The following is a 23,883-nucleotide window of genomic DNA, read 5'->3' as shown; positions in this document are numbered from 1 at the left end:
CCGCTACGGCGTCCGTCAGCAGGAAGGGGTGGGGGTGGCGCTCACGGCCTGGGTGCCCCAGTCGAGCCGGCGCAGGCTCTCCGACCCGCCCTTGCCGTCCTTGTCACCCTTGGCGTCCTTCTCGGCCTTGCCGTCCTTGGCGGCCGGTGCCTTCACCTTCAGGGTGACGCCCTTGCCGTCCAGCTCCACCAGCTCGCCGCAGACCACCCCGTCCCGGGTGTGCACGGAGACGGACGCGCCGCCGTCCTTGTCCTTGTCGCCGGCGGGCGCCATCCAGGTCGTCATCACCCCGGCGGCGGTCAGCACGACGCCCGTGACGGCCAGCCAGCGCGCCCGGTTGACCCGGGCGGCCACGCGGATGCTCGCCTCCTTCTCGTAGCGCAGCAGCTCCTCCCCGTCGGCGAGCCCGAGCCGCTCACCCGGCCGCCCGTGGGCCGCCGTGGCGGCCGTGAACGCCGAGCACAGCAGGGCGAGCAGCCCCAGCGCCATCATCCCGACGACCGCGATCCGGTACGGGACCGGTAGCTCGGCGACGTTCTCCCGGCCCTTGAGCACGAGGACGGCGGCGAGCAGGGCGGTCGCCGTGGCGAGGAAGTTCCGCCAGCCCTCGGCCTGGCGCCGGGCGATGTCCAGCTGCGACTGGCGCATGTCGAACAGGCGCTGCTGGGCGGCGTCGCGGGCGGCGCGGCGGCTCAGGCGAGGGGGCGAGGGAGGGGGAGTGGTCACGAGACGGCCGCGTCGGGGAGCCGCACCGTCCAGCTGGCCCCGCAGCCCCTGCGTTCCTCGGCGCCCCGGTGGGTGATGTCGCAGGTGCAGTCCATCGTCCGTTCGCGGCGCACCTCGGGCTTCTTCCGGCCCCAGGGCTTGCCCTTGGTGACGGTGCCCGGCACGAGGTCGACCAGCTCCTTCTCGGTGCGGTGGGCGCAGACGGGGCACGTCCCCCAGGCGATCCAGTCGTCGCCCTCCGGCCGCCACTGGAGATCGCCGGGCGGCGCGACCGTCTGCTCCTCGTACCGCCGGTCGCCGGGGTTGTTCCTCCTCATACGGGCTCCTCCTGGTCGGTCGGGGGCGGTGGCACGTTCAGTCGGAACAACGGGGCGTAGTACCTGAGGCGTTCCCGGACCTGTGGCACCGTCAGCTCGGTCTCCTCCGCGCACAGGCGGATGTGGTCCTCGGACACGTCGCCGCCGAGGGCCGGCTCCCGGCCGGTGAGGTGCCGGCTGAGGATGATCACGTCCCGCCAGTCGGGCTCGTAGGTGTCGTCCTCGGGCTCGGGGCAGGCGAGGGCGAGGCCGTAGCGGGCGTAGGGGGCGAGGGCCCGGTGCATCGAACGGAGGCCGCGTTCCAGGCGGACGGCGGTGGTGACGAGGGCGAGGGGGGTGACGGTGCCGTCGGCCAGGGGTGCGTAGAAGAGAAGGCGCTCGAGAGTCGCATCGCGCTCTTCCGGTGCCGGCACGGTCACCGGACCTGCCCGGGGGACGACCCGGGGCCCGCCGAGGCATTCGTACGCGCGCAGGCGGGCCACGGCGTCGTCGAGGGAGCAGCCGTGGTTCGCGGCGTACTGCACGATCTCCCGGTGCGTGATCTCGGTGCGCCAGGTTCTCGAGCGGGTGAACAGCGCCAGGTATTCCGCGAAGTCGGGCAGCAGGTCGTGCGCCTCGTCCGGTATGTCGTCGACGGCGATGCCGAACGGCTCGGCCTCGGCACGCACCATGTCGGCCAGCTTGCCGAGGGGGATCCGGCGGTCGGCGGCGAGGAGGACCAGGAAGGCGGCGTCCACCCGGTCGGAAGGCTCGCTGAACGAGACCGGGAAGCGTGAGCTCCCGGCCCGGCCCACGATGCGCCTGTCGTCCGCGAGCAGGAGCTGAAGCCGCGGGGGCGCCGTGCCGTCCAGCCGTCTGCGGACGGCCTCCACGGCATTCGGGTGCACGACTCCCTCCTCCGCGAGGGCGGTCACCGCCCGAAGGTCGGATTCCGGGGAGTCCGCATGCGTGCGGTGTTCGAGGGCGCGCAGGACGGTCCACACGCCGAGCGGCCCGGCGGGTCCTTCACTGTCCGCTCCGAGGAACTGCCACCACGAGGGAGCCTTCACGGAGCCGAGCGACCCCGGGGAGAGCCCGCCCAGGCCCAGCCGCCGGAGGGCGGCGCTCATGGCCGTGGCCGTCGTCGCCACGTCGGGGTCCTCGCGTTCCGCCGACAGGCGGACCAGGTTGAGCAGGCCGATGTTCGTGTCGAGGCTGTCGGAGGTGAGGCCGAGGGTGCGCATGTCGTCGTCCGACAGGGCAGCCTCCTCAGCGTTCCCCGTGACCTGGTACCCCAAGGGGGCGTACTTCCGGGCGACCGCGGCGACCTCCGCCGGTTCCGTGCGGGTCCGCTTCGCCGTGTAGGCGGCGACGACCGGTGTGACCACTCGGGGCAGTTCGGCGAGCCCCGGTACGGATTTCCCGGTCAGCAACTTCTGCTCGCGGGCATCCGGGAAGTGGTGGTGGAGGTCGCCGAGCCGCGGGACCTCAGGGACCAGGACGTCGTAGGAGCGCAGTCTCCCCAGGAGTTCCGCGACCTGCCCGATCGTCCGCCCGGTGGTGATGGCGACATGCGCCAGCGGAGCGTGCAGGGGAGCCGCATCCGGGCCCCCCGTCGCGCGCCTCGCGAGAGCGCCGTCGATGACGTACTGCGTGTACAGCTCGTCCGACAAGGGGTCGGACCCGATGGTGTCGAGCGCTCGGATGTCCGGCGTCTCGGGAACGTGGACACCGGCGACGGCGTACCGTCGCAACACGCGGACGGCCTTCCGCAGGCCGAGTCCGCTCTCTCGCGACGCGCGCAGTGCGGCCTCGCCGGGACACCAGCTGATCTGCTTGTCCTTGTGGCGGAACAGCAGCGCGTCGACGGGAAGGGGTTCGGGGAATCCCTTCGGGCGACCGATGTCCGGGGCCAATTCCTTCCCGTACATGTCTTCCGTCTCCACCAGGCCGTGTCGCCAGTGCAGGAACAACTGGGAGCCGGTGCGCAGGCTGCCGGCCTCGAAGACCGACGAAGTGACGTAGGTGTCGGCATCCATCGGCAGGCAGCCCAGCCGGGCGAGGGGCTGGATGCGCTGGGCGGAGGCCACCGCTTTGTCGAACCACTGCTGGACGTCCACCGGCACCCCGGCCTGCAGCAGGCGTTCGAGAACGATTCCGGCCGCGCGGGTGTCGCTCCCGGTGAGGTCCCACAGCCAGTCGAGCTGCAGGAACTCCCAGTGCAGCAGCTCGTCGACGGCCGCGCGCAGGTCCTCGTGGACCGCCTCGGCCCTGAACCCCTGCAGACGGTTCCGGTCGGCGCTGAGTACGGGTGCGTGCTGGTGGCGCAGATTGACGACGTAGCCGAAGGGACGCTCGTCGTGCCGGACGAAGATGCCGTCCACCAGCCGGGCGCCGAGGCCCGGCACCCACCACACGTTGTCGTCGCGGCTGTCGTTCCGGCGCGGCCAGGGGACGGCGTCCGGCATGCGGAGTTCGCCCGCGCGCCAGTGCACCGGTTCGCCGGCGCCGTCCAGCTCGTCGACCACCTTGACGGCCACGTCGCTGTACCAGACCTGCTCGCGGAGGACCTTGACCAGGGACGGCGGCTCCTTGCCGTATTCGGGGCGCAGGTAGAGCCGGACGCGGGTGCCGGCGTCGGCGCCCTCGGCCTTGGTGATGTGCATGAGCCCGGAGTCGGCCACGACGTCGACGCGGTGGCCGCTCTCCCCGGCGGCGTGGCCGTCGTCGCTGGCGGGACGGGTGGTGACCCGGATCGACTCGGCGAGCATGAAGTAGCTGAAGACGCCGATGCCGAAGCGGCTGTTCTGTTCGGGGACGATGCCCTTGCGGCGCCACCGGCGCATCTCGCGGACGCGGGCGGGGGACTGCTCGTAGCGGCGGCCGGCGCGGGCGAAGAGGTCGCGGAGTTCCTCGGCGGTCATGCCGATGCCGGGGTCGTGGCACTCGATGTAGATCCGGCCGTCGGCGTCGTCGCGGCCCAGCGTGAAGGTGATGGTGTAGTTCGCGAGCGGCTTGACCCGCGAGGCGTCGCTCCCCCGCGCGGCCGCCGCGTACCGCTGGCGTGCCTCGCGGCGCCGGCAGGCGTCGAGCGCGTTCTGGTACAGCTCGCGGACGGCGAGCGTGTGGTCGCCGTAGAGCTGGGTGCCCATGATGAGGGGCTTGATGCCGTCCTCGCTGAGCTGGAACCGCGGGGGCGGCGCGTCGTAGGCGCCGCCGTGGGCCGGTTCCAGGGCGTCCGTGTTGACGTGGCGGGGGAGCGCGGCGAACAGGTCCTGGTTGGGAAAGGTCTTGAGCAGGATCCGTACGGCGGCGGTGACCGATTCGGCCTGGCGCTCCAGAGCCACGTGCAGCGCCGCGTTCTCGCAGCCGGAGTCGAGGGCCCAGCCGGGGCCCTCGACGCGGTCGAACTCGCTGTCCGCGACCTGGCGCACCACGTCGGATGGCTCCACCCGCAGATGGGTCACCCCGAGGTGGTCGACCACGATGCCGTCCAGCAACCGCGGGTCGATCGCCAGGAGTTCGGCGACGTGCAGCAGGCCGGCCAGGGACTGGGGACGCCATTTCCCGACGTCGGGGCCGATGCGCAGGGACAGCGAGTCGTCCCATCCCTCGCCGTCGGGCGCCCGCAGACCGGGGCGCGTGCGCATCTGCATGACCACCTGCTGGAGCGCGAGCCGCAGTCTGCGGGTGGCCTGCTCGGACGGCTTCCGGCCCCCCTGGTGGACGGCGGCGACGGCCGCCTCCGTGAGCAGGTCCATGACCCTGGAGAGGCTTTCCAGCGCTCCCACGGTCTCCTCGGAGCCGGTGGACGCGGCCCACAGTTGGTCCCAGTCGGCGAGGAGCTGGTGCCGCAGCCACTGTTCGGTGGCCTCGGAGGCGTCGGCGCCCACGGCGCGGGCGCGCAGACGCCTGCGCTTGTCGTCGATCTGCCGGTACGCCTTGCGCACGTCCGCCATGTCGGCGGCGAGGTCGCCCCGGAACGTGCCGGGTGCGCTCTCCGTGATCTCCTCGCCGTACGGGTCGTACAGTTCGGCCAGCGTCCGCCGGCCGCACGCCACCGCGGCCTCCCGGACGAACGGCGCGGCGAGGAGCGCGACGGCTTCCAGCGGGCCGAGCTTTCCCTCGGGGGCGGCAGGGACCAGGCGGTCGAGCTGGACCAGGACGCGCTCGGGGAAGGCGGGGTCCTCCCACGGGTCGGGACCGGCCTTGTCCTTCCGGCCGGCGTCGCCGCGGATGGCGAGGACCTTGTCGACGAGGAGGTCGAGGCGGCGCTTCAGCTCGCCCGGGTTGTCGCAGCCAGTGGTGACCCGCTGCCACAGCGCCGAGGTCCGGACCGCCCGCTTCCAGCCGTCCGCGCCGGGCTCGGAGCCGCAGATGACGCGCTTCGCGTGCGCTCCTCCGGTGGACCCGTCGAGCCAGCGGATCTCCGGTTCGTGGTCGACCCCCAGGTCCTCGGCGAGCTCCGTGGTGCGCTTCCGCACGTGGGCGAGCACCTCGCCCACCGTGCGGGGCGGGTAGTCCGTGGAGAGGGCCTCGGCGAGTGCCCGCCCCATGAAGCTGCCCTCGGCCGTCGCCATGGCCGGCAGACCGGCGGCGGTCGCGTAGGCGAAGACGACGTTCTCCCGCATCCTCAGGTAGGTCGGAAGCCCCTGCGGAGGCTGGAACTCGTCGTGGGCGTCGTCCCGGCACGCGTCCAGGCACACCATCACCGTGGCCTGCGACGTCAGGCGTTCCAGCAGGTCGTCGGGCGCCACGGGGACGAGTCCGCGCCGATGGGCCCGCGGGTCAGCGCCGGCGGGCACGAGGTGGTCGACCTCGCCGATCCGCACGCCGTGTCCCGAGAAGTAGACGAGAGCGAAGTCGTCGTCCTCGCAGGTGCCGAGCAGGGTGTCGAGCGCCGCGTAGATGTCGTTCCGCGTCGTCGTGTCCGCGCTGTCCAGGACCCTCACGTCCGACTCCGCGTACCCCGAATCGACCAGCGCCCTCCTGATCCGTGCCACGTCGTCCACGGCGAAGCCGAGGTCGTCCCCCGGTACGGCGATCAGCAGTGCCCGTAACGCGCCCATCGCGGAGCAGTCCCCCCGGTCCCTCGGCCCCCGGTGCCTCTTCGGCAGAGCGGCATTATGGCAGGGGCCGCGGCCGCGCCTACGGCTGCGACTACGGCCACACCAGGCAGTACGGCTGGTGTCCCGCCTCGTGCAGGCGGTGGCTGAAGTCCTGCCACTCGTGCAGCAGCTGGTAGACGTTGAAGGCGTCCTGGGGGCCGCCGCGGTCGGGGACCGTGGACCAGATGAAGGCAGCGGCGCCGACCGACTCCTCGCCGATGCCGCGGAGCGGGTCGACGACGGTCATGGGGAGCTTCACCACGGCGTAGTCCGGGTGCAGGACGACCAGTTCCAGCGGCGGCACCTTGTGCAGGGGCATGCCCTGGATGCCGGTCAGGACCATCGCGGCTATGGTCTCCGGCTTGATCTTGGTGAACATGCCGCCCATGCCGAGCTCGTCGCCGCCCAGCTCCTCCGGGCGCATGGAGATCGGGACGCGGGCCGCCGTCGCGCCGTCGGGCGCGCCGAAGTACTTGTACGTCACCCCCAACCGGCCACTCCCGCCACTCCCGCCACTCGGACCACTCAGCCTGCGCAGGCTGTTCAGGCCATTCAGCCCGCTGCCCCCGCCCTGTGTCGAGTCCTCCGCCGGACCGGCCTCGCGCGCCGCCCGGGCCCGGCGGGCGCGAGCGCGGCCGAGACGGGACTCGTCCGCGGGCTGGTTTCCGGGCCGGGACTGCGGGCCGGGGCGTGCGGGGTCGTCGAGGCTCGGGTCCCCGCTGCCGGGCCCGGCAGCGGTCCGCGCGTCGTACCTCGCGTCGGGCCTCGTCTCCGGCCTCGCCTCGGATCGTGCGTCGGGCCGCGCGTCCGGCCTCGTGTCCGGCCGCGCCTCGGATCGTGCGTCGGGCCTGGCGTCCGGCCTCGCCTCGCTCCGGGGCTCCGGTCGCGCGTCCGGTCGCGGCCCCGGCGTCTCTCCGGCCCTCGGCGCGTCCCCGCCTCTCAGCGGCTCCGTGCCCCGTACGGGCTCCCCGCCCCTCAGCGGCTCCAGCCCCCTCGGTGCGTCGACGCCTCTGGCCGGGTCGCCGCCCCGGAGGCTCTCCCCGCCCGTGCGCGGGTCGTTCGCCCTCGGCTCTTCCGTCCTCCGGCGCCGGTGCCGCCCCCGCCGGACAGGGTCGGGACCCAGGTCGTCAGTCCCCTCGCCCGGTCCGCCACCGCGATGCATATCTCCACCCGACTGCTGTTCCAGGCCGCGCGTGTCCGCCGCCCGACCCGATCATCGTGACAATGACCTCCCCCGCGACCGTGCGGTGAAACACCTGTCCGCAAGATCGCCGTGGCCTCTGACACCATGGATTCCGTGAGCCATCCCTATGACGCCCCAGTTTCGCAGACGCGGAGGACAGACGCCCCGGCGTAATTCACAGGGTGCCCACACCGTCCCCCCGTCCGCTCTCCCTCCGCCCCTTCGTACTCGACGTCGTTCTCGCAGGTCAGGATCACAGTGCCGTATTCATACGAAGCTCCAGTCTCACAGACGCTTTTCGACCGCGCCTCCCTTGTGACGCCCGGCGGCGTGAACTCTCCGGTGCGAGCCTTCCGGGCCGTGGGCGGTACGCCCCGGTTCATGGTGTCCGGTAGCGGTCCGTACCTCACCGACGCGGACGGTCGCGAGTACGTCGACCTGGTCTGCTCGTGGGGGCCGATGATTCTCGGCCATGCGCACCCGGAGGTGACCGCGGCCGTGCAGGAGGCCGTGGCACGGGGGACGTCGTTCGGTACGCCCGGTGAGGGCGAGGTCGCGCTCGCCGAGGAGATCGTCGCGCGGATCGAGCCGGTCGAGCAGGTCCGGCTGGTCTCCAGCGGCACCGAGGCGACCATGTCCGCCATCCGGCTCGCCCGCGGGTTCACCGGGCGCGCCAAGGTCGTCAAGTTCGCCGGCTGCTACCACGGTCACGTGGACGCGCTGCTCGCCGCCGCCGGCTCCGGGGTGGCTACGTTCGGGCTGCCCGACACGCCCGGCGTGACCGGCGCGCAGGCCGGGGACACCATCGTGCTGCCGTACAACGACCTGGAGGCCGTGCACGAGGCCTTCCACCGCTACCCGGGCGAGATCGCCTGTGTGATCACCGAGGCCTCGCCGGGCAACATGGGCGTCGTCCCGCCGCTGCCGGGCTTCAACCAGGGGCTCAAGGACGCGTGCGCGAAGAACGGAGCGCTCTACATCTCCGACGAGGTCATGACCGGTTTCCGCACCTCGCGGGCCGGCTGGTACGGGGTCGACGGCGTGAAGCCCGACCTGATGACCTTCGGCAAGGTCATGGGCGGCGGTTTCCCGGCGGCCGCGTTCGGCGGGCGGGCCGACGTCATGGGGCACCTCGCCCCGGCCGGCCCCGTCTACCAGGCCGGCACCCTCTCCGGTAACCCGATCGCCACCGCCGCCGGGCTCGCGCAGCTCCGGCTGCTCGACGCCGCCGCGTACGAGAAGGTCGACGCCGTCTCGACGGAGATCCAGGGGCTCGTCGGCGAGGCGCTCACCAAGGAGGGCGTCGCGCACCGGCTGCAGACCGCCTCCAACATGTTCTCCGTGTTCTTCACCGGCGACGAGGTGCGGAACTACGACGAGGCGAAGAAGCAGGAGGCCTTCCGCTTCAACGCCTTCTTCCACTCGATGCTCGCGGACGGCGTCTACCTGCCGCCGTCGGCCTTCGAGTCCTGGTTCGTGTCCACGGCCCACGACGAGCGGGCGGTCGAGCGCATCGCCGCCGCCCTGCCGGCCGCCGCCCGCGCCGCCGCGGAGGCCACGGCATGAGCGCGACCGAGGGAGACATCACCGTCGTCCACGTGGTGCGGCACGGCGAGGTGCACAACCCGGACGGCGTGCTCTACGGGCGCCGGGGCGGCTACCACCTGTCCGACCTGGGGCGGCAGATGGCCGACCGGGTGGCCGAGCACCTCGCGGGCCGGGACGTCACCCACGTCGTCTCCTCGCCGCTGGAGCGCGCGCAGGAGACGGCGGCCCCGATCGCCAAGACCCACGGCCTGGACATCGCCACCGACGAGCGGCTCATCGAAGCGGCGAACGTCTTCGAGGGCAAGACCTTCGGCGTGGGCGACGGCGCGCTGCGCAAGCCGGGCAACTGGAAGCACCTCACCAACCCGTTCAAGCCGTCCTGGGGCGAGCCGTACGTCGAGCAGGTCGTGCGCATGATGGGCGCGCTGGACGCGGCGAAGGACGCGGCGCGCGGCCACGAGGCGGTCTGCGTGAGCCACCAGCTGCCGATCTGGATCCTGCGCAGCTTCGTGGAGAAGCGCCGGCTGTGGCACGACCCGCGGCGCCGGCAGTGCACGCTGGCCTCGCTGACCTCGTTCACGTACCGGGGCGACAGGATCGTGTCGGTCGGGTACAGCGAGCCGGCCCTCGATCTGGTGCCGGTGCACCTGCGGGCGGGCGCCAAGCCGGTCAAGGGGAAGGCGAAGGCCTTCGGGGCGTAGCCACCGGGGCACCTCCCGCTCCATCATCAGGGCGATCGGACACGGTCCGGTCGCCCTGAAATTTTTGTGCTATTTCCCGGAACCTCCGTGTTCCTCCCGGCATCTCACTCATTGTCGGTTTGGATGACGTGCAGGTCATACGTCAGCGCGAATGGGGATGTCATGCGCGAGATCAGTCGGATCAGCAGGAGGAGGCTTCTCGGGGCGGGAGTCGGTGCGGCCGCGGCGCTGGGAGTGGCCGGTCTCGCCGGCTGCAGCACCAAGGGGCAGGACAAAAAGGGAGGTTCCGGTCCGGGCAAGGGGGGTGACGCCGGTGGTGCGGACGCCACCGCCAAGCCCACCCAGGACGACGGCCGTCTCATCGGTGACGGTTCCACCGCCGACACCGGAAAGCAGCCCCACCAGCCCGACGCCCCCGTTCCGCTCGAACCCGGCCAGACCCCTCCGCAGTTCGTGATCTTCTCCTGGGACGGCGCCGGCGAGGTCGGCAACGGCCTCTTCCCGCGCTTCCTGGAGCTCGCCAAGAACCACGACGCCGCCATGACCTTCTTCCTCTCCGGGATCTATCTCCTGCCCGAGTCGAAGAAGGACCTCTACCGTCCGCCGAACAACCGCGTCGGCGCCTCCGACATCGGCTACCTGACCGACGACCACGTCAAGCAGACCCTGAAGTACGTGCGCCAGGCCTGGCTCGACGGCCACGAGATCGGCACCCACTTCAACGGGCACTTCTGCGGCGGCTCCGGCTCCGTCGCCAACTGGACCCCGGCCGACTGGCAGAACGAGATCGACCAGGCCATCGGTTTCGTCACGAAGTGGAAGACGCACAGCGGCTGGACCGACCTCGACCCGCTGCCCTTCGACTACACCAAGGAGCTCGTCGGCGGCCGCACCCCCTGCCTGCTCGGCCAGGACAACCTGCTGCCCACCGCCAAGCGGCTCGGCTGGCGCTACGACGCCAGCTCGCCCGGCGGCCGCCAGACGTGGCCGGTCAAGCGCGGCGGCGTGTGGGACCTGCCGCTGCAGGCCGTGCCGTTCCCCGGGCACTCCTTCGAGGTCCTGTCCATGGACTACAACATGCTCGCCAACCAGTCGAAGAACTCGACCAAGGGCATGCCCTCGCGCTACGACGGCTGGCGCAAGCAGGCCACCGAGGCCTACCTCGGCGGCTTCAACCGGGCCTACGAGTCCAACCGCGCCCCCTTCTACATCGGCAACCACTTCGAGCAGTGGAACGGCGGCATCTACATGGACGCCGTCGAGGAGGCCCTCAAGGGCATGGCCGGCAAGAAGGACGTCCGGCTCGTCTCCTTCCGGCAGTTCTGCGACTGGCTGGACGTCCAGGACCCGAAGATCCTCGCCAAGCTGCGGACGCTGGAGGTCGGGCAGTCCCCGGCGGGCGGCTGGAACGCGTTCCTCCGGCCCACCGCTTAACGGATCTTGACAAGGGGCTTTACGGGCACGTAGGGGGGCGCCCAAGATCCCCCAAACACCCAATGCGAAACTTTTCACATGAGCCTTAGCCGTGCCTCGCGTCGCACCCTGCTGGCGGTCGGATCCCTGGCCGCCGCGCTCGCGCTGACCGCCTGCAGCTCCGACAACGGCAAGTCCGGTGGCGGCGGCAACACCAACTTCGTGACCAACACGGGCGGTGTCTCCACCGTCGCCAAGGGCGAGCGCAAGGCGGTCAACAAGATCGCCGGCCAGACCCTGGACGGCAAGCGGCTCGACGTCGCCGACCTCAAGGGCAAGGTCGTCGTCCTCAACATCTGGGGCTCCTGGTGCCCGCCGTGCCGCGCCGAGGCGCCGCATTTCGCGAAGGTCGCCAAGGACATGAAGGCCAAGGGCGTGGAATTCGTCGGCATCAACACGCGCGACGACGAGACCGACAAGGGACGCTCCTTCGAGGAGGAGTTCGGCATCCCGTATCCGAGCCTCTTCGACCCGACGGGAAAGCTGATCCTCTCCGGATTCCCGAAGGGCTCGATGCCTCCGCAGGCCATTCCGTCCACCATCGTGCTCGACAGGGACGGCAAGATCGCCGCGCGCTCGCTGATGGCGCTCGACGAGACCAAGCTGCGTTCCGTGATCGACCCGCTGGTCGCGGAGAAGTGACGTGAACGAGACGGTCTTCAGCGGGGCGCTCGTCCTCGCCCTGCCCATCGCCGTGCTCGGAGGACTCGTCTCCTTCTTCTCGCCCTGCGTGCTGCCCCTCGTCCCCGGCTACCTGAGCTATGTGACCGGGGTCACCGGCACCGACCTCGCCGAGGCCCGCCGCGGCCGGATGACCGCGGGCGCGGTCCTCTTCGTGCTCGGCTTCTCCGCCGTCTACGTCTCCGGTGGAGCCCTCTTCGGCAGCTTCGGCTGGACGCTCCAGCAGCACAAGGACACCCTCAGGATCGTCCTCGGCGTCTTCATGATCGCCCTGGGCGTCTTCTTCATGGGCCTCATGCCCTGGTTCACCCAGCGCGAGTTCCGCTTCCACAAGAAGCCCGCCGCCGGCCTCATCGGCGCGCCCGTGCTCGGCGTGCTCTTCGGCATCGGCTGGACCCCGTGCATCGGCCCCACCCTCGCCTCCGTCAACGCGCTCGCCTTCGAGCAGGCCAGCGCCGGCCGCGGGGCGGTGCTCGCCCTCGCGTACTGCCTCGGTCTCGGACTGCCCTTCGTCCTCACCGCGATCGCCTTCCGCAAGGCGCTCGGCGCGTTCGGCTGGGTCAAGCGGCACTACGCGTGGGTGATGCGGATCGGCGGCGGCATGATGATCGTCACCGGTGTCCTGCTCCTCACAGGCGTGTGGGACAGCATGGTCTCCACGATGCAAAGCTGGTCCGACGGTTTCACGGTGGGGATCTGAGAGTTCCGAGATGAGCAAGTCCGACACGACAGAACAGCAGGGGCTGTCCACCGCGCCCCGTGAAGAGAGCCCCGACGACCCCGTCATCGGCGGCCCGGCCCTCGGGGTCGTCGGCTGGATCCGCTGGTTCTGGCGGCAGCTGACCTCCATGCGGGTCGCGCTGATCCTGCTGTTCCTGCTCTCCCTCGGCGCCATCCCCGGCTCCCTCATCCCGCAGACCAGCGCGGACGAGCTGAAGGTGCAGCAGTTCAAGGCGGCGCACGAGACCCTCACGCCGCTCTACGAGAAGCTCCAGCTCTTCGACGTCTACAGCTCGGTGTGGTTCTCCGCGATCTACATCCTGCTGTTCGTCTCCCTCATCGGCTGCATCGTGCCCCGCAGCTGGCAGTTCGTCGGCCAGCTCCGCGGCCGCCCGCCGGGCGCCCCCAAGCGGCTGGACCGGCTGCCGGCCTCCACGACCTGGCGCACCGAGACCGATCCGGAGCAGGTCCGGGAGGCCGCCCTCGCCCTGCTCAAGGGGCGCCGCTTCCGCGCCCACGTCGTCGGCGACGCCGTCGCCGCCGAGAAGGGCTACCTGCGCGAGGCCGGCAATCTGCTCTTCCACGTCGCGCTCATCGTCATGCTGGTCGCCTTCGCCTGGGGCCAGCTGATGAAGTCGGAGGGCGGCAAGCTCGTCGTCGAGGGCGGCGGCTTCTCCAACACGCTCACCCAGTACGACGACTTCAAGTCGGGCTCGCTGTTCGGCGTCGAGGACCTGCCCGCGTTCGGCTTCAAGCTCGACAGCTTCACCGGCACCTACGAGCAGAGCGGCCCGCAGCGCGGCACCCCGCGCACCTTCGAGGCCGCCGTCACCTACTACGAGGCCGGCGGCCCCGACCGGAAGGCGGTCATCCGGGTCAACGAGCCGCTGAAGGTCGGCGGCTCCAAGGTCTATCTGATCGCCCACGGCTACGCGCCCGTGGTCACCGTCCGCGACGGCCGCGGCAAGGTGGTCTCGCGCCAGGCGGTGCCCCTGCTGCCGATCGACAACAACATCACCTCGACCGGCGCGATCAAGGTGATGGACGGCTACCGCGACAGGAACGGCAAGAAGGAGCAGCTGGGCTTCCAGGCCTTCTTCGTGCCGACCTTCGCGGGCGCCGGCAAGGGAACGATGTTCTCCCAGTTCCCCGCGCTCGACTTCCCGGTCATGGCGCTCACCGGCTTCCACGGCGACCTGCGCGTGAACTCCGGTCTGCCGCAGAACGTGTACCAGCTCGACACCTCCAAGATGAAGCAGTTCGCCGTCACGGGCGGCACCGGCAAGGCCAACCGCCTGCTGCCGGGCGAGACCATGACGCTGCCGGACGGCGCCGGCTCGATCACCTTCGAGAAGGAGATCAAGGAGTGGGCGAGCTTCCAGGTCTCCCAGCAGCCCGGCAACGGCCTCGCCCTCGCCGGTGCGATCGCCGCCATCTCCGGACTCGCCGGCTCGCTGTTCATCCAGCGCCGCCGGGTCTGGGCCCGGGCCGTACGGGGAGCGGACGGCGTCACCGTCGTCGAGATGGCAGGCCTTGGCCGGAGCGAGTCCGCCAAGCTGCCCGAGGAGCTGGCCGAACTCGCGGTCACGCTCAACGCCCAGGCGCCGACCGCGCCGGAACCCGCAGAAGAACCTGCCGAAGCTGGAGAGGCTGACAAGTGATCCTCGCCGCCGAGACCAACGAGAGCCTGGCGCAGCTGAGCGACCTGCTCGTCTACTCGTCGATGGCCGTCTACACCCTGGCCTTTTTCGCCCACATCGCCGAGTGGGTGTTCGGCAGTCGCAGCAAGGTCGGCCGCACCGCCGCCGCCCTGACCGAGCGGACCACCCCGGCCCCGGCCGTACAGGTCAGGACGGCCGCCGGCGGCACCGCCGTGCTCGACCGGCCGAAGGTCGTCACCCGCTCCGCGGCCGGCGCCCGGGACGTTCCGGACGGCCCCGGCGCGGCCGGCGGCACCGTCAAGGGCGACCTGTACGGCCGGATCGCCGTGTCGCTGACCTCGCTCGCCTTCCTCATCGAGGCGGCCGGCGTGATCAGCCGCGCGCTCTCCGTGCAGCGGGCGCCCTGGGGCAACATGTACGAGTTCTCCACCACCTTCTCCACGGTGGCGGTCGGCGCGTACCTCGGCTTCCTCGTCGCGAAGAAGAACGTCCGCTGGATCGGCCTGCCGCTGGTCACCACCGTCCTGCTGGACCTCGGCATGGCCGTCACCTGGCTGAAGACGCCCAGCGACCAGCTGGTGCCGGCGCTCGACTCGTACTGGCTGTGGATCCACGTGTCCACGGCGATCTTCTGCGGCGCCGTCTTCTACCTCGGCGCCGTCGGCACGCTGCTCTACCTGTTCCGCGACTCGTACGAGAACAAGCTGGCGACCGGCGGCAACCCCGGCTCCTTCGCCCGCTCCGTCCTGGAGCGGCTGCCCGCCGCGGCCACCCTCGACAAGTTCTCCTACCGGGTCAACGCGGCGATCTTCCCGCTGTGGACCTTCACGATCATCGCGGGCGCCATCTGGGCCGGCGACGCCTGGGGCCGCTACTGGGGCTGGGACGCCAAGGAGGTCTGGTCCTTCATCACGTGGGTCGGCTACGCCGCCTACCTGCACGCCCGCGCCACCGCCGGCTGGAAGGGCCGCAAGGCCGCGTACATCGCGCTCATCGCCTTCGGCTGCTTCCTCTTCAACTACTACGGCGTCAACATCTTCGTCAGCAGCAAGCACTCCTACGCGGGCGTCTGACCGGCTGAGCTCGCGGGCCGGGAGCCCCGGGGCCACGCTGGAGGTATGAGCGAGATACCCCGGGGCAGGAGCGAGACCCACGCCGGCGACGCGCACCTGCTGCGGTACGTCGTCGAGCTCCCGCACCCGCTGATCTCGGTGTGGGCCGCCGTCGCCAGTCCCGAGGGGCTGCCGGCCTGGCTCTGCGCCGCGGACCCGCTGGAGCCGCGCCTGGGAGGGAAGGTCACCCTGCGCTGGCTGAACAGCGACACGGTGGTCTCCGGCCGGGTGACCGCCTGGGACCCCGAATACGTCGCCGAGTACACGGTCGACCCGCCGCACGGCCGGATCCGCTTCCACCTGGAACCGGGCCCGGACCACGACGAGTCGACCGTGCTGCGTTTCACGGCGGAGTTCAGCGGCACGCGCGAGGCCAAGCTGGACATGCTGGCGGGCTGGCACGAGCACCTGGAGCGGTTGCGGGACGCGCTGGACGGGCGTCCGACGGACTGGCGCGACTGGACGCCCGACCGCTGGCGCGCGCTGCGGGAGCTGTACGAGCGGGACGACGCGCCCTGGCCCAAGTGGGAGCCGTAGGCGCGGGGCGTGCCGCGCCGTCGTGAGGCCGGGCCTCCCCTCCTGGGGCGAAGGGGGCCCGACGGCTCATCCCTTCCGGGGCGGGAGGCAGCTCGCCGCCGGCGGCCCGCCCTCCGGCCACGCGACGGCGACGAAGCGCTGGGAGCCGTCCTGGGCGAGTTCGACGATGGGGACGGCCTTGTTGTACGGGTTGCCGAAGTTGTCCAGGCAGATCCAGCCGCTCGCGCCCTGCACCCGCAGCGAGCCCTTGACCTGCGGCCACTGGGTGGGCACGTCGGCGAGCTCCGGGTAGGCGGCGCCGTCCGGGGTGGCCTGGCGGATCGCGTGGACGGCGGTCGCCATCGCGTCGTACGCCACGATCGCCTGCCCGTCGGCGAGCGCGACCGGCTTCTTCGCGGCGCGGGCGATGTCCGTCAGGAAGGTCTCGTACGCGACCGTCGAACCGCCGGTCGCCGGGACCGGCCGGCCGGGCGCCGGGAGCCAGGCGTCGGGGTGGGCGAGTGAGGCGTAGCGGACCGTCAGCCGCGACCGGAGGGCCTGGCGGTCGAGCTTGGCGTCGGCGCCCAGGTAGGAGCCCTCGTCGCCGGTGAGGATGGTGAAGGGGCGCTCGGCGCAGCCGCGGGCGCCCAGCGCGTTGATGAACTGGCGCAGCTGGGTGTGGCGGCCGGCGAAGAACACCGTCTCGGCGCGGGTGTCGCAGATGAGGTGGGTGATCTGCCGGAACGTGTTGGCGGTGGTGCCCTCGTCCGTGGGGTCGGCGGGCGAGGTGAAGAGCTGCGGCTCGTAGGGGGCGCCCTTGAGGGAGGCGGCGAAGGCCGACTTGAGGGTGTCGGTGTAGTGGTCGCCGGTGCGGGTGTCCTGGACGAGCAGGGCCTTGGCCGCGTTCACCCTGCCGAAGTGGGCGAGGGCCTTGGCCTCGTCGCCGTTGGTGGGGGAGACGCGGGCGAGGCCGGGGAAGCGGTTGTGGCCCGGCCCCGGGCCGTTGGCGATGTCGTCGGCGGTGATGGTGGTGCCGACCACGGCGATGCCCGCGCCGGTGAGCGCGGCCACCGCCTGCCGTATCTCGGCGGAGGAGGTGGCGACGCCGGTGACCGCGCGCAGCCGGTCGGGGGCGGCGGTCATGGTCTTCAGCCGGTCGACGGTGGTCTGCCAGTGGGCGTTGTTGCGGCCGGTGTTGGCGAGCACCAGCCGGATCTTCGGGGTCTCGCTGTTGGACTCGTGGTTGGCCCGGTACTGGCGGGCGTAGGCTCCCTGCACCTCGTGCAGGACCTTGACACGCATCCCGGGGTCGGGGGAGGTCAGCGGCAGCAGGACGGCGACGGTGGCGTACTGGTCGGGCTTCAGGGTGGCGTTCTCCCGGCCGATGAGCGCGGCGACCTCGGCGAGTTCGGGCACGCCGAAGGCGTAGCCGTCCTGGCCGTTGACCCCGACGCATTCGTCGGAGCCCTGCGGGCGGGCGACGCCCGGCGCGCAGGAACGGTCCTCCGGGGTGGTCGCCCGCTTGACGAGCCAGCCGAGCGGCAGCCCGACGACGATCAGGGCCAGCAGGGCGGCGAAGAACTTCTGTCGTGGGGTGTAGAGGTAGCGGTTGCGCAGCCGGTTGGGCATCGGCTCAGACTCCGTCCTCGCGGCCCGGCGGCAGCGAGAGCCGGCGCCAGGCGTGGATGTCCCTCGGCCAGTGGGTGGCCGCGTCCCACAGGGGGCTGTTGCCCGTCAGATGGCGCCCGGACAGCTGCCGCAGCTCGTGCGCCAGCTTCTCGGTGACCTCGCCGTCGGGCAGGGCGAGCGGATCGGTCAGCAGCCATACGGCGTGCAGCAGACGCCGTACGGAGAGGTGGAGCGCGGTCGCCTCGGCGTCGAGCCCGTCCGGCAGCCGGTCCGGCACGTCGCGGCCGAGCGCGGCGGCCCGGCGCGGGTCGGGCCCGGCGGCGTGCGGGTCGCGCGGGTACGGGGCGGAGGCGACGAACCGGAGCCGGCCCAGCCAGCCCACCACGTCCGGCTCGGGGAACGTGCTCCGCAGATGGGCCACGGCCCCTTCGGCGCGGCCCAGGGCGAGTTCGTGGTGCAGCCGGTACGGGAGCTCCGCGTCGCGCCGGTAGTGCCGGTGCAGGGTCTCGTGGACGGCGCGCCAGGCGGCGTGGCGCGGATGGTCGGCGTCCTCGAAGCGCAGCCGGTGCAGCAGCAGGGCGCGCAGCAGCGGGTCGGCGACGAAGTGTTCGGGGCCCTCGGGCCAGTCCTCGGCGCGCAGCCGGTCGCGGACCAGCAGGGCCATGTCGCCGTCGCGGGACTCGGTGTGCAGCCGGGTGCGGGCGAGCAGCCGGGCCGACTCCTCGTCGTGGGCGGCGGCGAGCACGGTGAAGGGTTCCAGGCGCGGCTGCGGCAGGAGCGCGCCGAGCAGCGCGGGGGTGACCGGCACCGGACGGGCGTCCTCGCGCAGCTCCACGGTCAGGTCGAGCAGGGCGCCGGGGGTGAGACGGGCCCGTTCGGCGCGCGGGGCCTCGGCGGCGGCCTGGCCGAGCAGCATCACGCCGAGCGGGCGGCCGCCGGTGAGCCGGTGCACGCCGCGGGCCAGGTCGGCGGGGGTGAGCCCGGAGGGGTCGAGCCGGTCGAAGGCGGCCTGGGTCTGGGCGGGGGAGAGCGGGGTGAGTTCGACGGCGAGGATCCCGGAGGTGACGTCGCCGCCGCGCGGGGCCGGCGCCCGGTGGGCGGTCTCGGGCAGCCGCAGCCGGTGGGCGTGGCGCATCCCCTCGTGTTCGCGGACCCGGGAGGTCGCGAGCACGACGATCCGGTCGCGGCGCCCGTCGTGGCGGGCGCGCAGAATCGGTTCGACCAGCCGGCGGCCCAGGTCGCCGTGCGCGTCGTCGAGCAGGAGGACGGGCCGGCCGCGCCGGGTGCCGAGCCGGGTGAGGCCCTTGTACGCCTGGCCGAGGTCCTCGACGAGCGCGCCGACCAGGAAGTCCTCGGCCTCCTGGCGGCGCCGGCCGCCCTGCGCGAAGTCGATGGCGAGCTGCTGCAGACCGGCCTTGCCGCGTCCGCCCGCGTTGCGGTAACTGCCGTACCAGCTCTCGGACTTCTGCTGGACCCGGCCGAAGACCTCCTCCAGGACCGTCTCGACCGTCGCCTCGGCGAGGAGCCCGGCGAGCGGGGCGGCGGTCTCGGCGAACGTGGCGGCGAGCTTGGTGAGGACCTTGGTGACCCAGTTGGTCGCGGCGCCCTTGGTGGCGTCGACGGTGGAGAGCACCGGCCCGAGCCGCTGCAGGTCGCGCTGGGCCCGCTCCTCGTCCTCCTGGGTCCAGCCGAGCGAGGCGACCGCGACCAGGCCCAGCGAGAGCCGCGGGAACTGTACGGGCCGGGCGCCGGTGACCCGCGGCGACAGCTGTACGGCGAGCTCGGCGAGCGCCCCGGTGAGCTCGGTCCAGCCGGGCCCGTGGTCGGCGGGCGGCTCGATGTGCGCGCAGTCGAGGTACGCGAGCGGAGTGGCCCCCTTGTAGGCGTTCCGTAACTGCTTGAGCAGCGCCGTCTTGCCCATGCCGCGCCCGCCGGTGAAGACGACCACGGGCGGGTCCTCGCCGTGTTCGTACGGGACGCGGCCGAGCGACTCGCCGTCGAGCCCGATCAGGCGCGCGGCGAGCCCCGTGCGATGGAACACCGCCTCGCGGCCGTAAAGGACTCTGTCCACCCGCCACCCCCTGGATCCCCACCAGACGTGCCCCGTCACATCTTCAAGTCCGAATTATCGACGGGCGGTTGGGCTTGGGCCAGGTTTTTCGGAGGGTGGCTGCCGACTCGTCACCCGGCGGTGATCGCGTCGAGCTGTGCGCGCAGGTACGCGTGGGACTCGATGCCGTTGATCGTGGTGCCGGGATCGCACTCGTAGAAGTACACGAGCGACATCAGCTCCTCGGCGGGCGCGTCCGCCGGCGGCGGCAGCACCCGGTGGCGTCCCGAGCGCCAGCGCCCGCCGGTCCAGCCGGCCATCAGGTCGCCGATGTTCACGGTGAAGGCCTCCGGGTCGTGCGGGGCGTCCTGCCAGCCGCCGGAGTCCGTGTACAGCTGCAGTCCGCCCCGGCCGGCCTGCCGGTCGAGGAGGGTGACGGTGCCGAAGTCCGTGTGCGGGCCGATCCGGAACTGCCCCGGCTCCGGCTCGCCGGTCCGCTCCCGCCCCGGATACCAGTTGATGTTGAAGCCGAAGGTGGGGTGCCCGGTGTGGCGGGTGAAGAAGTCCGCCGGCTCGCCGAGCGCGAGTCCGAGCAGGTCGAGGACGTGGTCCGACAGCTCCCGCATCAGCCCCAGGTACTCCTCGACGAGCGGCCGCAGCTCCGGCACCTCGGCGGGCCAGGTGTTCGGCAGGAACCACTCGGCGTCCACGGCCGCGTTCCCCGTCGGCTCCTCGGCCGCGAAGGACAGCGACTCCTTCAGGTCCGGCGGGGTCGCGGTGCCCTCCGCGTACCCGTTGGCCTCCGCGCCGGGCCCCAGCCAGCCGCGCCCGCCGACCTTCACCGCGTACCGCCGCTTCACGTCCTCGGGCAGCCGGAAGAAGGTCCGGGCGCTCTCCCGGATCGCCGCGGGCAGCGCGGGGTCGACGCCATGTCCGCCGACGAGCAGGAAGCCGGCCGTCCGCAGGGCGCGGTCCACGGCGGGCAGCTGCCCGGCCGGGTCCCGGCGCAGGTCGATCGTCGGAAGGCTCGCCTCAGTCATCGCCGATGTCCTCGTTCCACAGCTCGGGGTGCTTCTCGATGAACTCCCCCATCAGCGCGGCGCATTCGGGATCGTCCAGCACCAGCACCTCGACGCCGTGCTCCGCGAGCCAGTCGTGCCCGCCGTGGAAGGTGCGGGCCTCCCCGACGACGAGCCGGGAGATGCCGAACTGCCGGACGAGCCCGGAGCAGTACCAGCACGGCGACAGCGTCGTCACCATCGTCGTCCCCCGGTACGACCGCTGCCGCCCCGCCGCACGGAAGGCGTCGGTCTCCGCGTGCGCCGACGGGTCCCCGTCCTGCACCCGCCGGTTGTGCCCGCGCCCGAGGAGCGCCCCGTCGGCCCCGTACAGCGCGGCGCCGATCGGGATCCCGCCCTCGGCGAGCCCGGCCCGCGCCTCGGCGACGGCGGTGGCGAGCCGGTGGCGCGCCTGTTCCTGATCCATGCCGGGACTCTTCCCCGGTGGGGGGCCGTGTCACGCCTGGTGGTGGTGCGTCCGGGCCACGCGGGGCAGGAGACGGACGAGGGCGCAGCAGACGAGGACGGCGGCGGCGACCAGGGCGAGGCTGCGGCCGGCGGCGTCGGCGGCGGTGCCGGGGCCGCGGAAGTAGACGGTGGTGACGGCGGCTGCGCCGATGCTGTTGGCGAGCTGGGAGACGGCGGACAGGGAACCGGAGGCGCTGCCGGACTCCTCCGGGGAGACGTCGCCGAGGGTGACCTCGTAGACGGTGCCGAAGCAGGTGCCGAGGCCGAGGCCGGTGACGAACACCGGGGCGAGCAGGGTCCAGGCCGTCGGGGAGGTGGCGAGCACCAGGGCGAGCAGGGCCAGCGTGCCGGTGAGCGTGAGCAGCAGGCCGACGAGGATCAGGGTGCGGCCGAGGCGGGCCGTGAGGCGGTGGGCGGCGATCGAGGCGACGACGATGCCGGCGGCGACGGGGGCGAGCCCGAGTGAGGCGCCGGTCGGCGTGCGGCGCAGTCCGTCCTGGAGGTAGAGGGACAGCACGAAGAGGAGGCCGGCGACCGCCGCGTAGAAGACGAGGCCGAGGACCAGTCCCGAGGTGAAGCCGCGGTTGCGCAGCAGGGTGGGCTCGACGAGGGGCGCGGCGGCGCGGCGCTGGCGCAGGCAGAACAGGGCGAAGCAGGCGGCGCCCGCGGCGAGGGAGAGGACCGGGCCGCGGGTCCAGCCGTGCGCCGCGCCGTCGATCAGTCCGTGCAGCGCGCCGAGCGTGGTGGCGGCGAGCAGGGCGGCGCCGGGCCCGTCGAGGGTCACCGCGCGGTCGCCGGTGTCTCGGGGCAGTATCCGCACGGCCAGGACGAGGGCGAGGCCGCCGAGCGCGATGTTGACGAGGAACATGGAGCGCCAGCCGAAGGCGTCGACGAGGACGCCGGCGAGGACCGGGCCGCCGATCGCCGACAGGCCGAGGCAGGGGGCGAAGACGCCGAACGCCTTGCCGATCTCCCGTGGCGGGAAGACCGCGCCGAGGATGCCGAAGCCCTGCGGGACGACCAGGGCGCCGAAGGCCCCCTGGAGCAGACGGAAGCAGATGGCGGAGGCCGGGTCGAAGGCCAGGCCGCAGGCGACGGACGCGAGGGTGAAGCCGGTGAGGCCGATGAGGAACAGCCGCCGGCGGCCGTACTTGTCGCCGAGCCGGCCGCCGACCACCAGCAGGACGCCCATGGACAGGGCGTAGGAGGCGCCGAGCCACTGCACGAGGGTCTCCCCGCCGTGCAGGTCGGCGGCGATGGTCGGGGCGGCGATGTTGGTGATGGTGGCGTCGAGGAGGTCGAGGACCGCGGCGAACAGGACGACGGCGAGGACGGCCCACCGGCGCCGGTCGGTATCGGGCGGGGCGGCGGTCTCGGCGGGGGCGTGGGCGGGGGGCACGGTCGGAGGTCCTCCGGGTGGGGGTGGGCGGTCGGTCGGGGCCGTGGCCGGTCAGTGCTGCGGGGCGAAGGCGGCGGCGTTCTCGCGGGCCCACTGCCGGTAGGTGCGGGCGGGGCGGCCGAGCAGGGTCGCGGTGGTGTCGGCGACGGTGGCGGGGCCGTGGCAGGCGGCGGCCCACAGGTCGAGCAGCGAGCCGACCATGGCCGGGGGCATGAAGCGGCCCATCTGCCGCTCGGCCTCGGCGCGGGAGATGTGCTCGACGCGGACGGGGCGGCCGACGGCGTCGGAGAGCACGGCGAGCTGCTCGCGGAAGGTGAGCGACTCGGGGCCGGTGAGGGTGAGCGCGCGGCCGGTGAGGGAGTCGCCGGTCAGGGCCTCGAAGGCGATGTCGGCGAGGTCGTCGGGGTGGAGGGGCGCGATGTGCGCGTCGGGGTAGGCGAGGGGGACCGGCCGGGAGCCGCCGATGAAGTGCGTCCAGCCGAAGGAGTTGGTGGCGAAGGCGTCGGGCCGCAGGAAGGTGCAGGTGAGGCCGGACGCGGCGAGGGCGCGCTCGACCTCGAGGCTGTGGCGGGCCAGCGGGTCGGTGGCGGCGTCGGGGCCGAGGACGGAGGACGAGGAGAGCAGGACGACGTGCTCGACGCCCGCGGTCCGGGCGGCCGCGATCAGCTCGTGGATGCCGGCGGGGTCCGGATAGAGGAAGACCTGGCGGACACCGCGGAGTGCGGCGTCGAGGCCCTCGGGACGGCCGAGGGAGAGCTCGACGGTCTCGACGCCCTCGGGGACGGTCAGGGCGGCGGGGTCGGCGCTGGCGGCGCGGACGGTGTGGCCGGTGGCGTGCAGGCGGGCGATGACGCCCTGGCCGACCTTGCCGCGGGCACCGGTGACGAGCGTGGTCATGGAGGGGTTCCGTTCGAGAAGGGAGGTTGGGAAGTTGTTTGCCGTTCGACATATGCATGCTTACATGCACATGTTTGAGAGTCAACACATGCCTTCAGGGTCTCATTCATGTTCGGTACGCTGAGGGCATGACGAAGCGTGAGCCGAAGACGGCGGACGAGCTGCTGGACGCTGTGGGCCCGGCCTTCGGGAAGCTGCGGCGCTCCTCGCTCCTGGAGGTCGCGGACCCGATCTCCGAGAAGGACCTGAGCCGCACGCTGGTGCTCAGGATCGTCCTGGACGCCGAACAGGAGGACACCGGCGAGGTCACGGTCGGCGCGGTCGCCAAGCACCTGGGGGTCGACCCCTCGGTGGCCAGCCGCATGGTCTCCGACTGCATCTCGGCCGGCTACCTCGTCCGGGCGGCCTCCCAGCAGGACGGCCGCCGCACCGTCCTCCACCTCAGCCCCGAGGGCCGGGAGCTGATGATCCGCTTCGGCCGCCACCAGCGGGCGGCGTACGACCACATCACCGCGGACTGGACCGAGCACGAGCGCCTGGAGCTCGCCCGCCTCATGATCAAGTACGTCGCGTCCCAGGACAGCCTCGCCCGGCGCGCCCAGGACAAGGGCGCCGACGAGGGCGCCGGCAAGGGCGCCGGCTCCTAGGAGTGTCCGG

19 protein-coding genes are annotated in these 23,883 nt (G+C 72.4%); 9 read left to right on the top strand and 10 right to left on the bottom strand.

Going from position 1 to position 23,883, the window contains the following annotated elements; all coding sequences use genetic code 11:
* Window positions 1-15 precede the first annotated feature (15 nt).
* The 4 genes from ACIGXE_RS31915 to ACIGXE_RS31900 form a co-directional block, all read right to left on the bottom strand.
* Window positions 16-726 (bottom strand): hypothetical protein, encoded by a 711-nt coding sequence (locus ACIGXE_RS31915; protein WP_399752851.1) that lies wholly within the window; start codon window positions 724-726, stop codon window positions 16-18.
* Window positions 723-1,043: a hypothetical protein gene (locus tag ACIGXE_RS31910; RefSeq protein ID WP_399752848.1), complete on the bottom strand. Its 321-nt coding sequence runs from the start codon at window positions 1,041-1,043 to the stop codon at window positions 723-725. The genes ACIGXE_RS31915 and ACIGXE_RS31910 overlap by 4 nt, the downstream gene beginning before the upstream one ends.
* Window positions 1,040-6,091, bottom strand: coding sequence for a caspase family protein (locus ACIGXE_RS31905; protein WP_399752846.1), 5,052 nt, complete (start codon window positions 6,089-6,091; stop codon window positions 1,040-1,042). Before ACIGXE_RS31905 ends, ACIGXE_RS31910 begins: the two co-directional genes overlap by 4 nt.
* Before the next feature lie 91 nt (window positions 6,092-6,182).
* Entirely contained in the window at window positions 6,183-6,686 is a 504-nt protein-coding gene (locus tag ACIGXE_RS31900; RefSeq protein ID WP_365348707.1) for a hypothetical protein, read from the bottom strand.
* A gap of 885 nt (window positions 6,687-7,571) precedes the next feature.
* On the opposite strand from ACIGXE_RS31900, the gene hemL reads away from it, so the two are divergent.
* The 8 genes from hemL to ACIGXE_RS31860 all read left to right on the top strand — a co-directional run bounded on the left by hemL (window position 7,572) and on the right by ACIGXE_RS31860 (window position 15,746).
* On the top strand, window positions 7,572-8,879 hold the full coding sequence (gene hemL, locus ACIGXE_RS31895; RefSeq protein ID WP_399752843.1) for a glutamate-1-semialdehyde 2,1-aminomutase: 1,308 nt from the start codon (window positions 7,572-7,574) through the stop codon (window positions 8,877-8,879).
* A complete protein-coding gene (locus tag ACIGXE_RS31890; RefSeq protein ID WP_399752842.1) occupies window positions 8,876-9,562 on the top strand; it encodes a histidine phosphatase family protein in 687 nt (228 codons plus the stop codon). Before hemL ends, ACIGXE_RS31890 begins: the two co-directional genes overlap by 4 nt.
* 162 nt (window positions 9,563-9,724) lie before the next feature.
* Window positions 9,725-10,996, top strand: a complete 1,272-nt coding sequence (locus tag ACIGXE_RS31885) for a hypothetical protein (protein ID WP_399752840.1) — start codon at window positions 9,725-9,727, stop codon at window positions 10,994-10,996.
* Between the two features lie 78 nt (window positions 10,997-11,074).
* Window positions 11,075-11,677: a TlpA family protein disulfide reductase gene (locus ACIGXE_RS31880; RefSeq protein ID WP_399752839.1), complete on the top strand. Its 603-nt coding sequence runs from the start codon at window positions 11,075-11,077 to the stop codon at window positions 11,675-11,677.
* 1 nt (window position 11,678) lies between these two features.
* Complete coding sequence (locus tag ACIGXE_RS31875; protein ID WP_399752838.1) at window positions 11,679-12,416, top strand: cytochrome c biogenesis CcdA family protein; 738 nt, start codon at window positions 11,679-11,681, stop codon at window positions 12,414-12,416.
* A gap of 10 nt (window positions 12,417-12,426) precedes the next feature.
* The gene (locus ACIGXE_RS31870) at window positions 12,427-14,097 is read left to right on the top strand and encodes a cytochrome c biogenesis protein ResB (protein WP_399752836.1); all 1,671 of its coding nucleotides are present in this window, start codon (window positions 12,427-12,429) and stop codon (window positions 14,095-14,097) included.
* Entirely contained in the window at window positions 14,094-15,170 is a 1,077-nt protein-coding gene (ccsB, locus tag ACIGXE_RS31865; protein WP_399752834.1) for a c-type cytochrome biogenesis protein CcsB, read from the top strand. Before ACIGXE_RS31870 ends, ccsB begins: the two co-directional genes overlap by 4 nt.
* Window positions 15,171-15,215: 45 nt before the next feature.
* Window positions 15,216-15,746: an SRPBCC domain-containing protein gene (locus tag ACIGXE_RS31860; RefSeq protein WP_399752832.1), complete on the top strand. Its 531-nt coding sequence runs from the start codon at window positions 15,216-15,218 to the stop codon at window positions 15,744-15,746.
* A gap of 66 nt (window positions 15,747-15,812) precedes the next feature.
* Here the strand turns inward: ACIGXE_RS31860 and ACIGXE_RS31855 are convergent, their stop codons facing one another.
* The 6 genes from ACIGXE_RS31855 to ACIGXE_RS31830 form a co-directional block, all read right to left on the bottom strand.
* Window positions 15,813-17,354, bottom strand: coding sequence for an ABC transporter substrate-binding protein (locus ACIGXE_RS31855; protein ID WP_399752831.1), 1,542 nt, complete (start codon window positions 17,352-17,354; stop codon window positions 15,813-15,815).
* A 4-nt stretch (window positions 17,355-17,358) separates the two neighbouring features.
* Window positions 17,359-19,425: a hypothetical protein gene (locus ACIGXE_RS31850; RefSeq protein ID WP_399752829.1), complete on the bottom strand. Its 2,067-nt coding sequence runs from the start codon at window positions 19,423-19,425 to the stop codon at window positions 17,359-17,361.
* A 110-nt stretch (window positions 19,426-19,535) separates the two neighbouring features.
* A complete protein-coding gene (locus ACIGXE_RS31845; RefSeq protein WP_399752827.1) occupies window positions 19,536-20,444 on the bottom strand; it encodes an isopenicillin N synthase family dioxygenase in 909 nt (302 codons plus the stop codon).
* Window positions 20,437-20,889: a nucleoside deaminase gene (locus tag ACIGXE_RS31840; RefSeq protein ID WP_399752826.1), complete on the bottom strand. Its 453-nt coding sequence runs from the start codon at window positions 20,887-20,889 to the stop codon at window positions 20,437-20,439. Before ACIGXE_RS31840 ends, ACIGXE_RS31845 begins: the two co-directional genes overlap by 8 nt.
* 30 nt (window positions 20,890-20,919) lie before the next feature.
* Window positions 20,920-22,329, bottom strand: coding sequence for an MFS transporter (locus tag ACIGXE_RS31835; protein WP_399752825.1), 1,410 nt, complete (start codon window positions 22,327-22,329; stop codon window positions 20,920-20,922).
* A 51-nt stretch (window positions 22,330-22,380) separates the two neighbouring features.
* Entirely contained in the window at window positions 22,381-23,226 is an 846-nt protein-coding gene (locus tag ACIGXE_RS31830) for an NAD(P)H-binding protein (protein WP_399752823.1), read from the bottom strand.
* Between the two features lie 128 nt (window positions 23,227-23,354).
* Between ACIGXE_RS31830 and ACIGXE_RS31825 the strand changes: the two genes are divergently transcribed.
* Complete coding sequence (locus ACIGXE_RS31825) at window positions 23,355-23,873, top strand: MarR family winged helix-turn-helix transcriptional regulator (protein ID WP_399752822.1); 519 nt, start codon at window positions 23,355-23,357, stop codon at window positions 23,871-23,873.
* Window positions 23,874-23,883: the final 10 nt, after the last annotated feature.

Source organism: Streptomyces sp. NPDC053431, assembly GCF_044544925.1.
Taxonomy (GTDB): Bacteria; Actinomycetota; Actinomycetes; order Streptomycetales; family Streptomycetaceae; genus Streptomyces.
The sequence above is the reverse complement of the archived record's forward strand: the minus strand, read 5'-3'. Positions and strand labels throughout refer to the sequence as shown.

Bases quoted from the DNA above. Each gene is read 5' to 3' on its own strand.
- ACIGXE_RS31845 (WP_399752827.1), bottom strand. From the start codon at position 20,444: ATGACTGAGGCGAGCCTTCCGACGATCGACCTGCGCCGGGACCCGGCC.
- ACIGXE_RS31885 (WP_399752840.1), top strand. From the start codon at position 9,725: ATGCGCGAGATCAGTCGGATCAGCAGGAGGAGGCTTCTCGGGGCGGGA.
- ACIGXE_RS31830 (WP_399752823.1), bottom strand. From the start codon at position 23,226: ATGACCACGCTCGTCACCGGTGCCCGCGGCAAGGTCGGCCAGGGCGTC.
- ACIGXE_RS31870 (WP_399752836.1), top strand. From the start codon at position 12,427: ATGAGCAAGTCCGACACGACAGAACAGCAGGGGCTGTCCACCGCGCCC.
- ACIGXE_RS31840 (WP_399752826.1), bottom strand. From the start codon at position 20,889: ATGGATCAGGAACAGGCGCGCCACCGGCTCGCCACCGCCGTCGCCGAG.
- ACIGXE_RS31880 (WP_399752839.1), top strand. From the start codon at position 11,075: ATGAGCCTTAGCCGTGCCTCGCGTCGCACCCTGCTGGCGGTCGGATCC.
- ACIGXE_RS31855 (WP_399752831.1), bottom strand. From the start codon at position 17,354: ATGCCCAACCGGCTGCGCAACCGCTACCTCTACACCCCACGACAGAAG.
- ACIGXE_RS31890 (WP_399752842.1), top strand. From the start codon at position 8,876: ATGAGCGCGACCGAGGGAGACATCACCGTCGTCCACGTGGTGCGGCAC.
- ACIGXE_RS31905 (WP_399752846.1), bottom strand. From the start codon at position 6,091: ATGGGCGCGTTACGGGCACTGCTGATCGCCGTACCGGGGGACGACCTC.
- ACIGXE_RS31825 (WP_399752822.1), top strand. From the start codon at position 23,355: ATGACGAAGCGTGAGCCGAAGACGGCGGACGAGCTGCTGGACGCTGTG.
- ACIGXE_RS31860 (WP_399752832.1), top strand. From the start codon at position 15,216: ATGAGCGAGATACCCCGGGGCAGGAGCGAGACCCACGCCGGCGACGCG.
- ACIGXE_RS31910 (WP_399752848.1), bottom strand. From the start codon at position 1,043: ATGAGGAGGAACAACCCCGGCGACCGGCGGTACGAGGAGCAGACGGTC.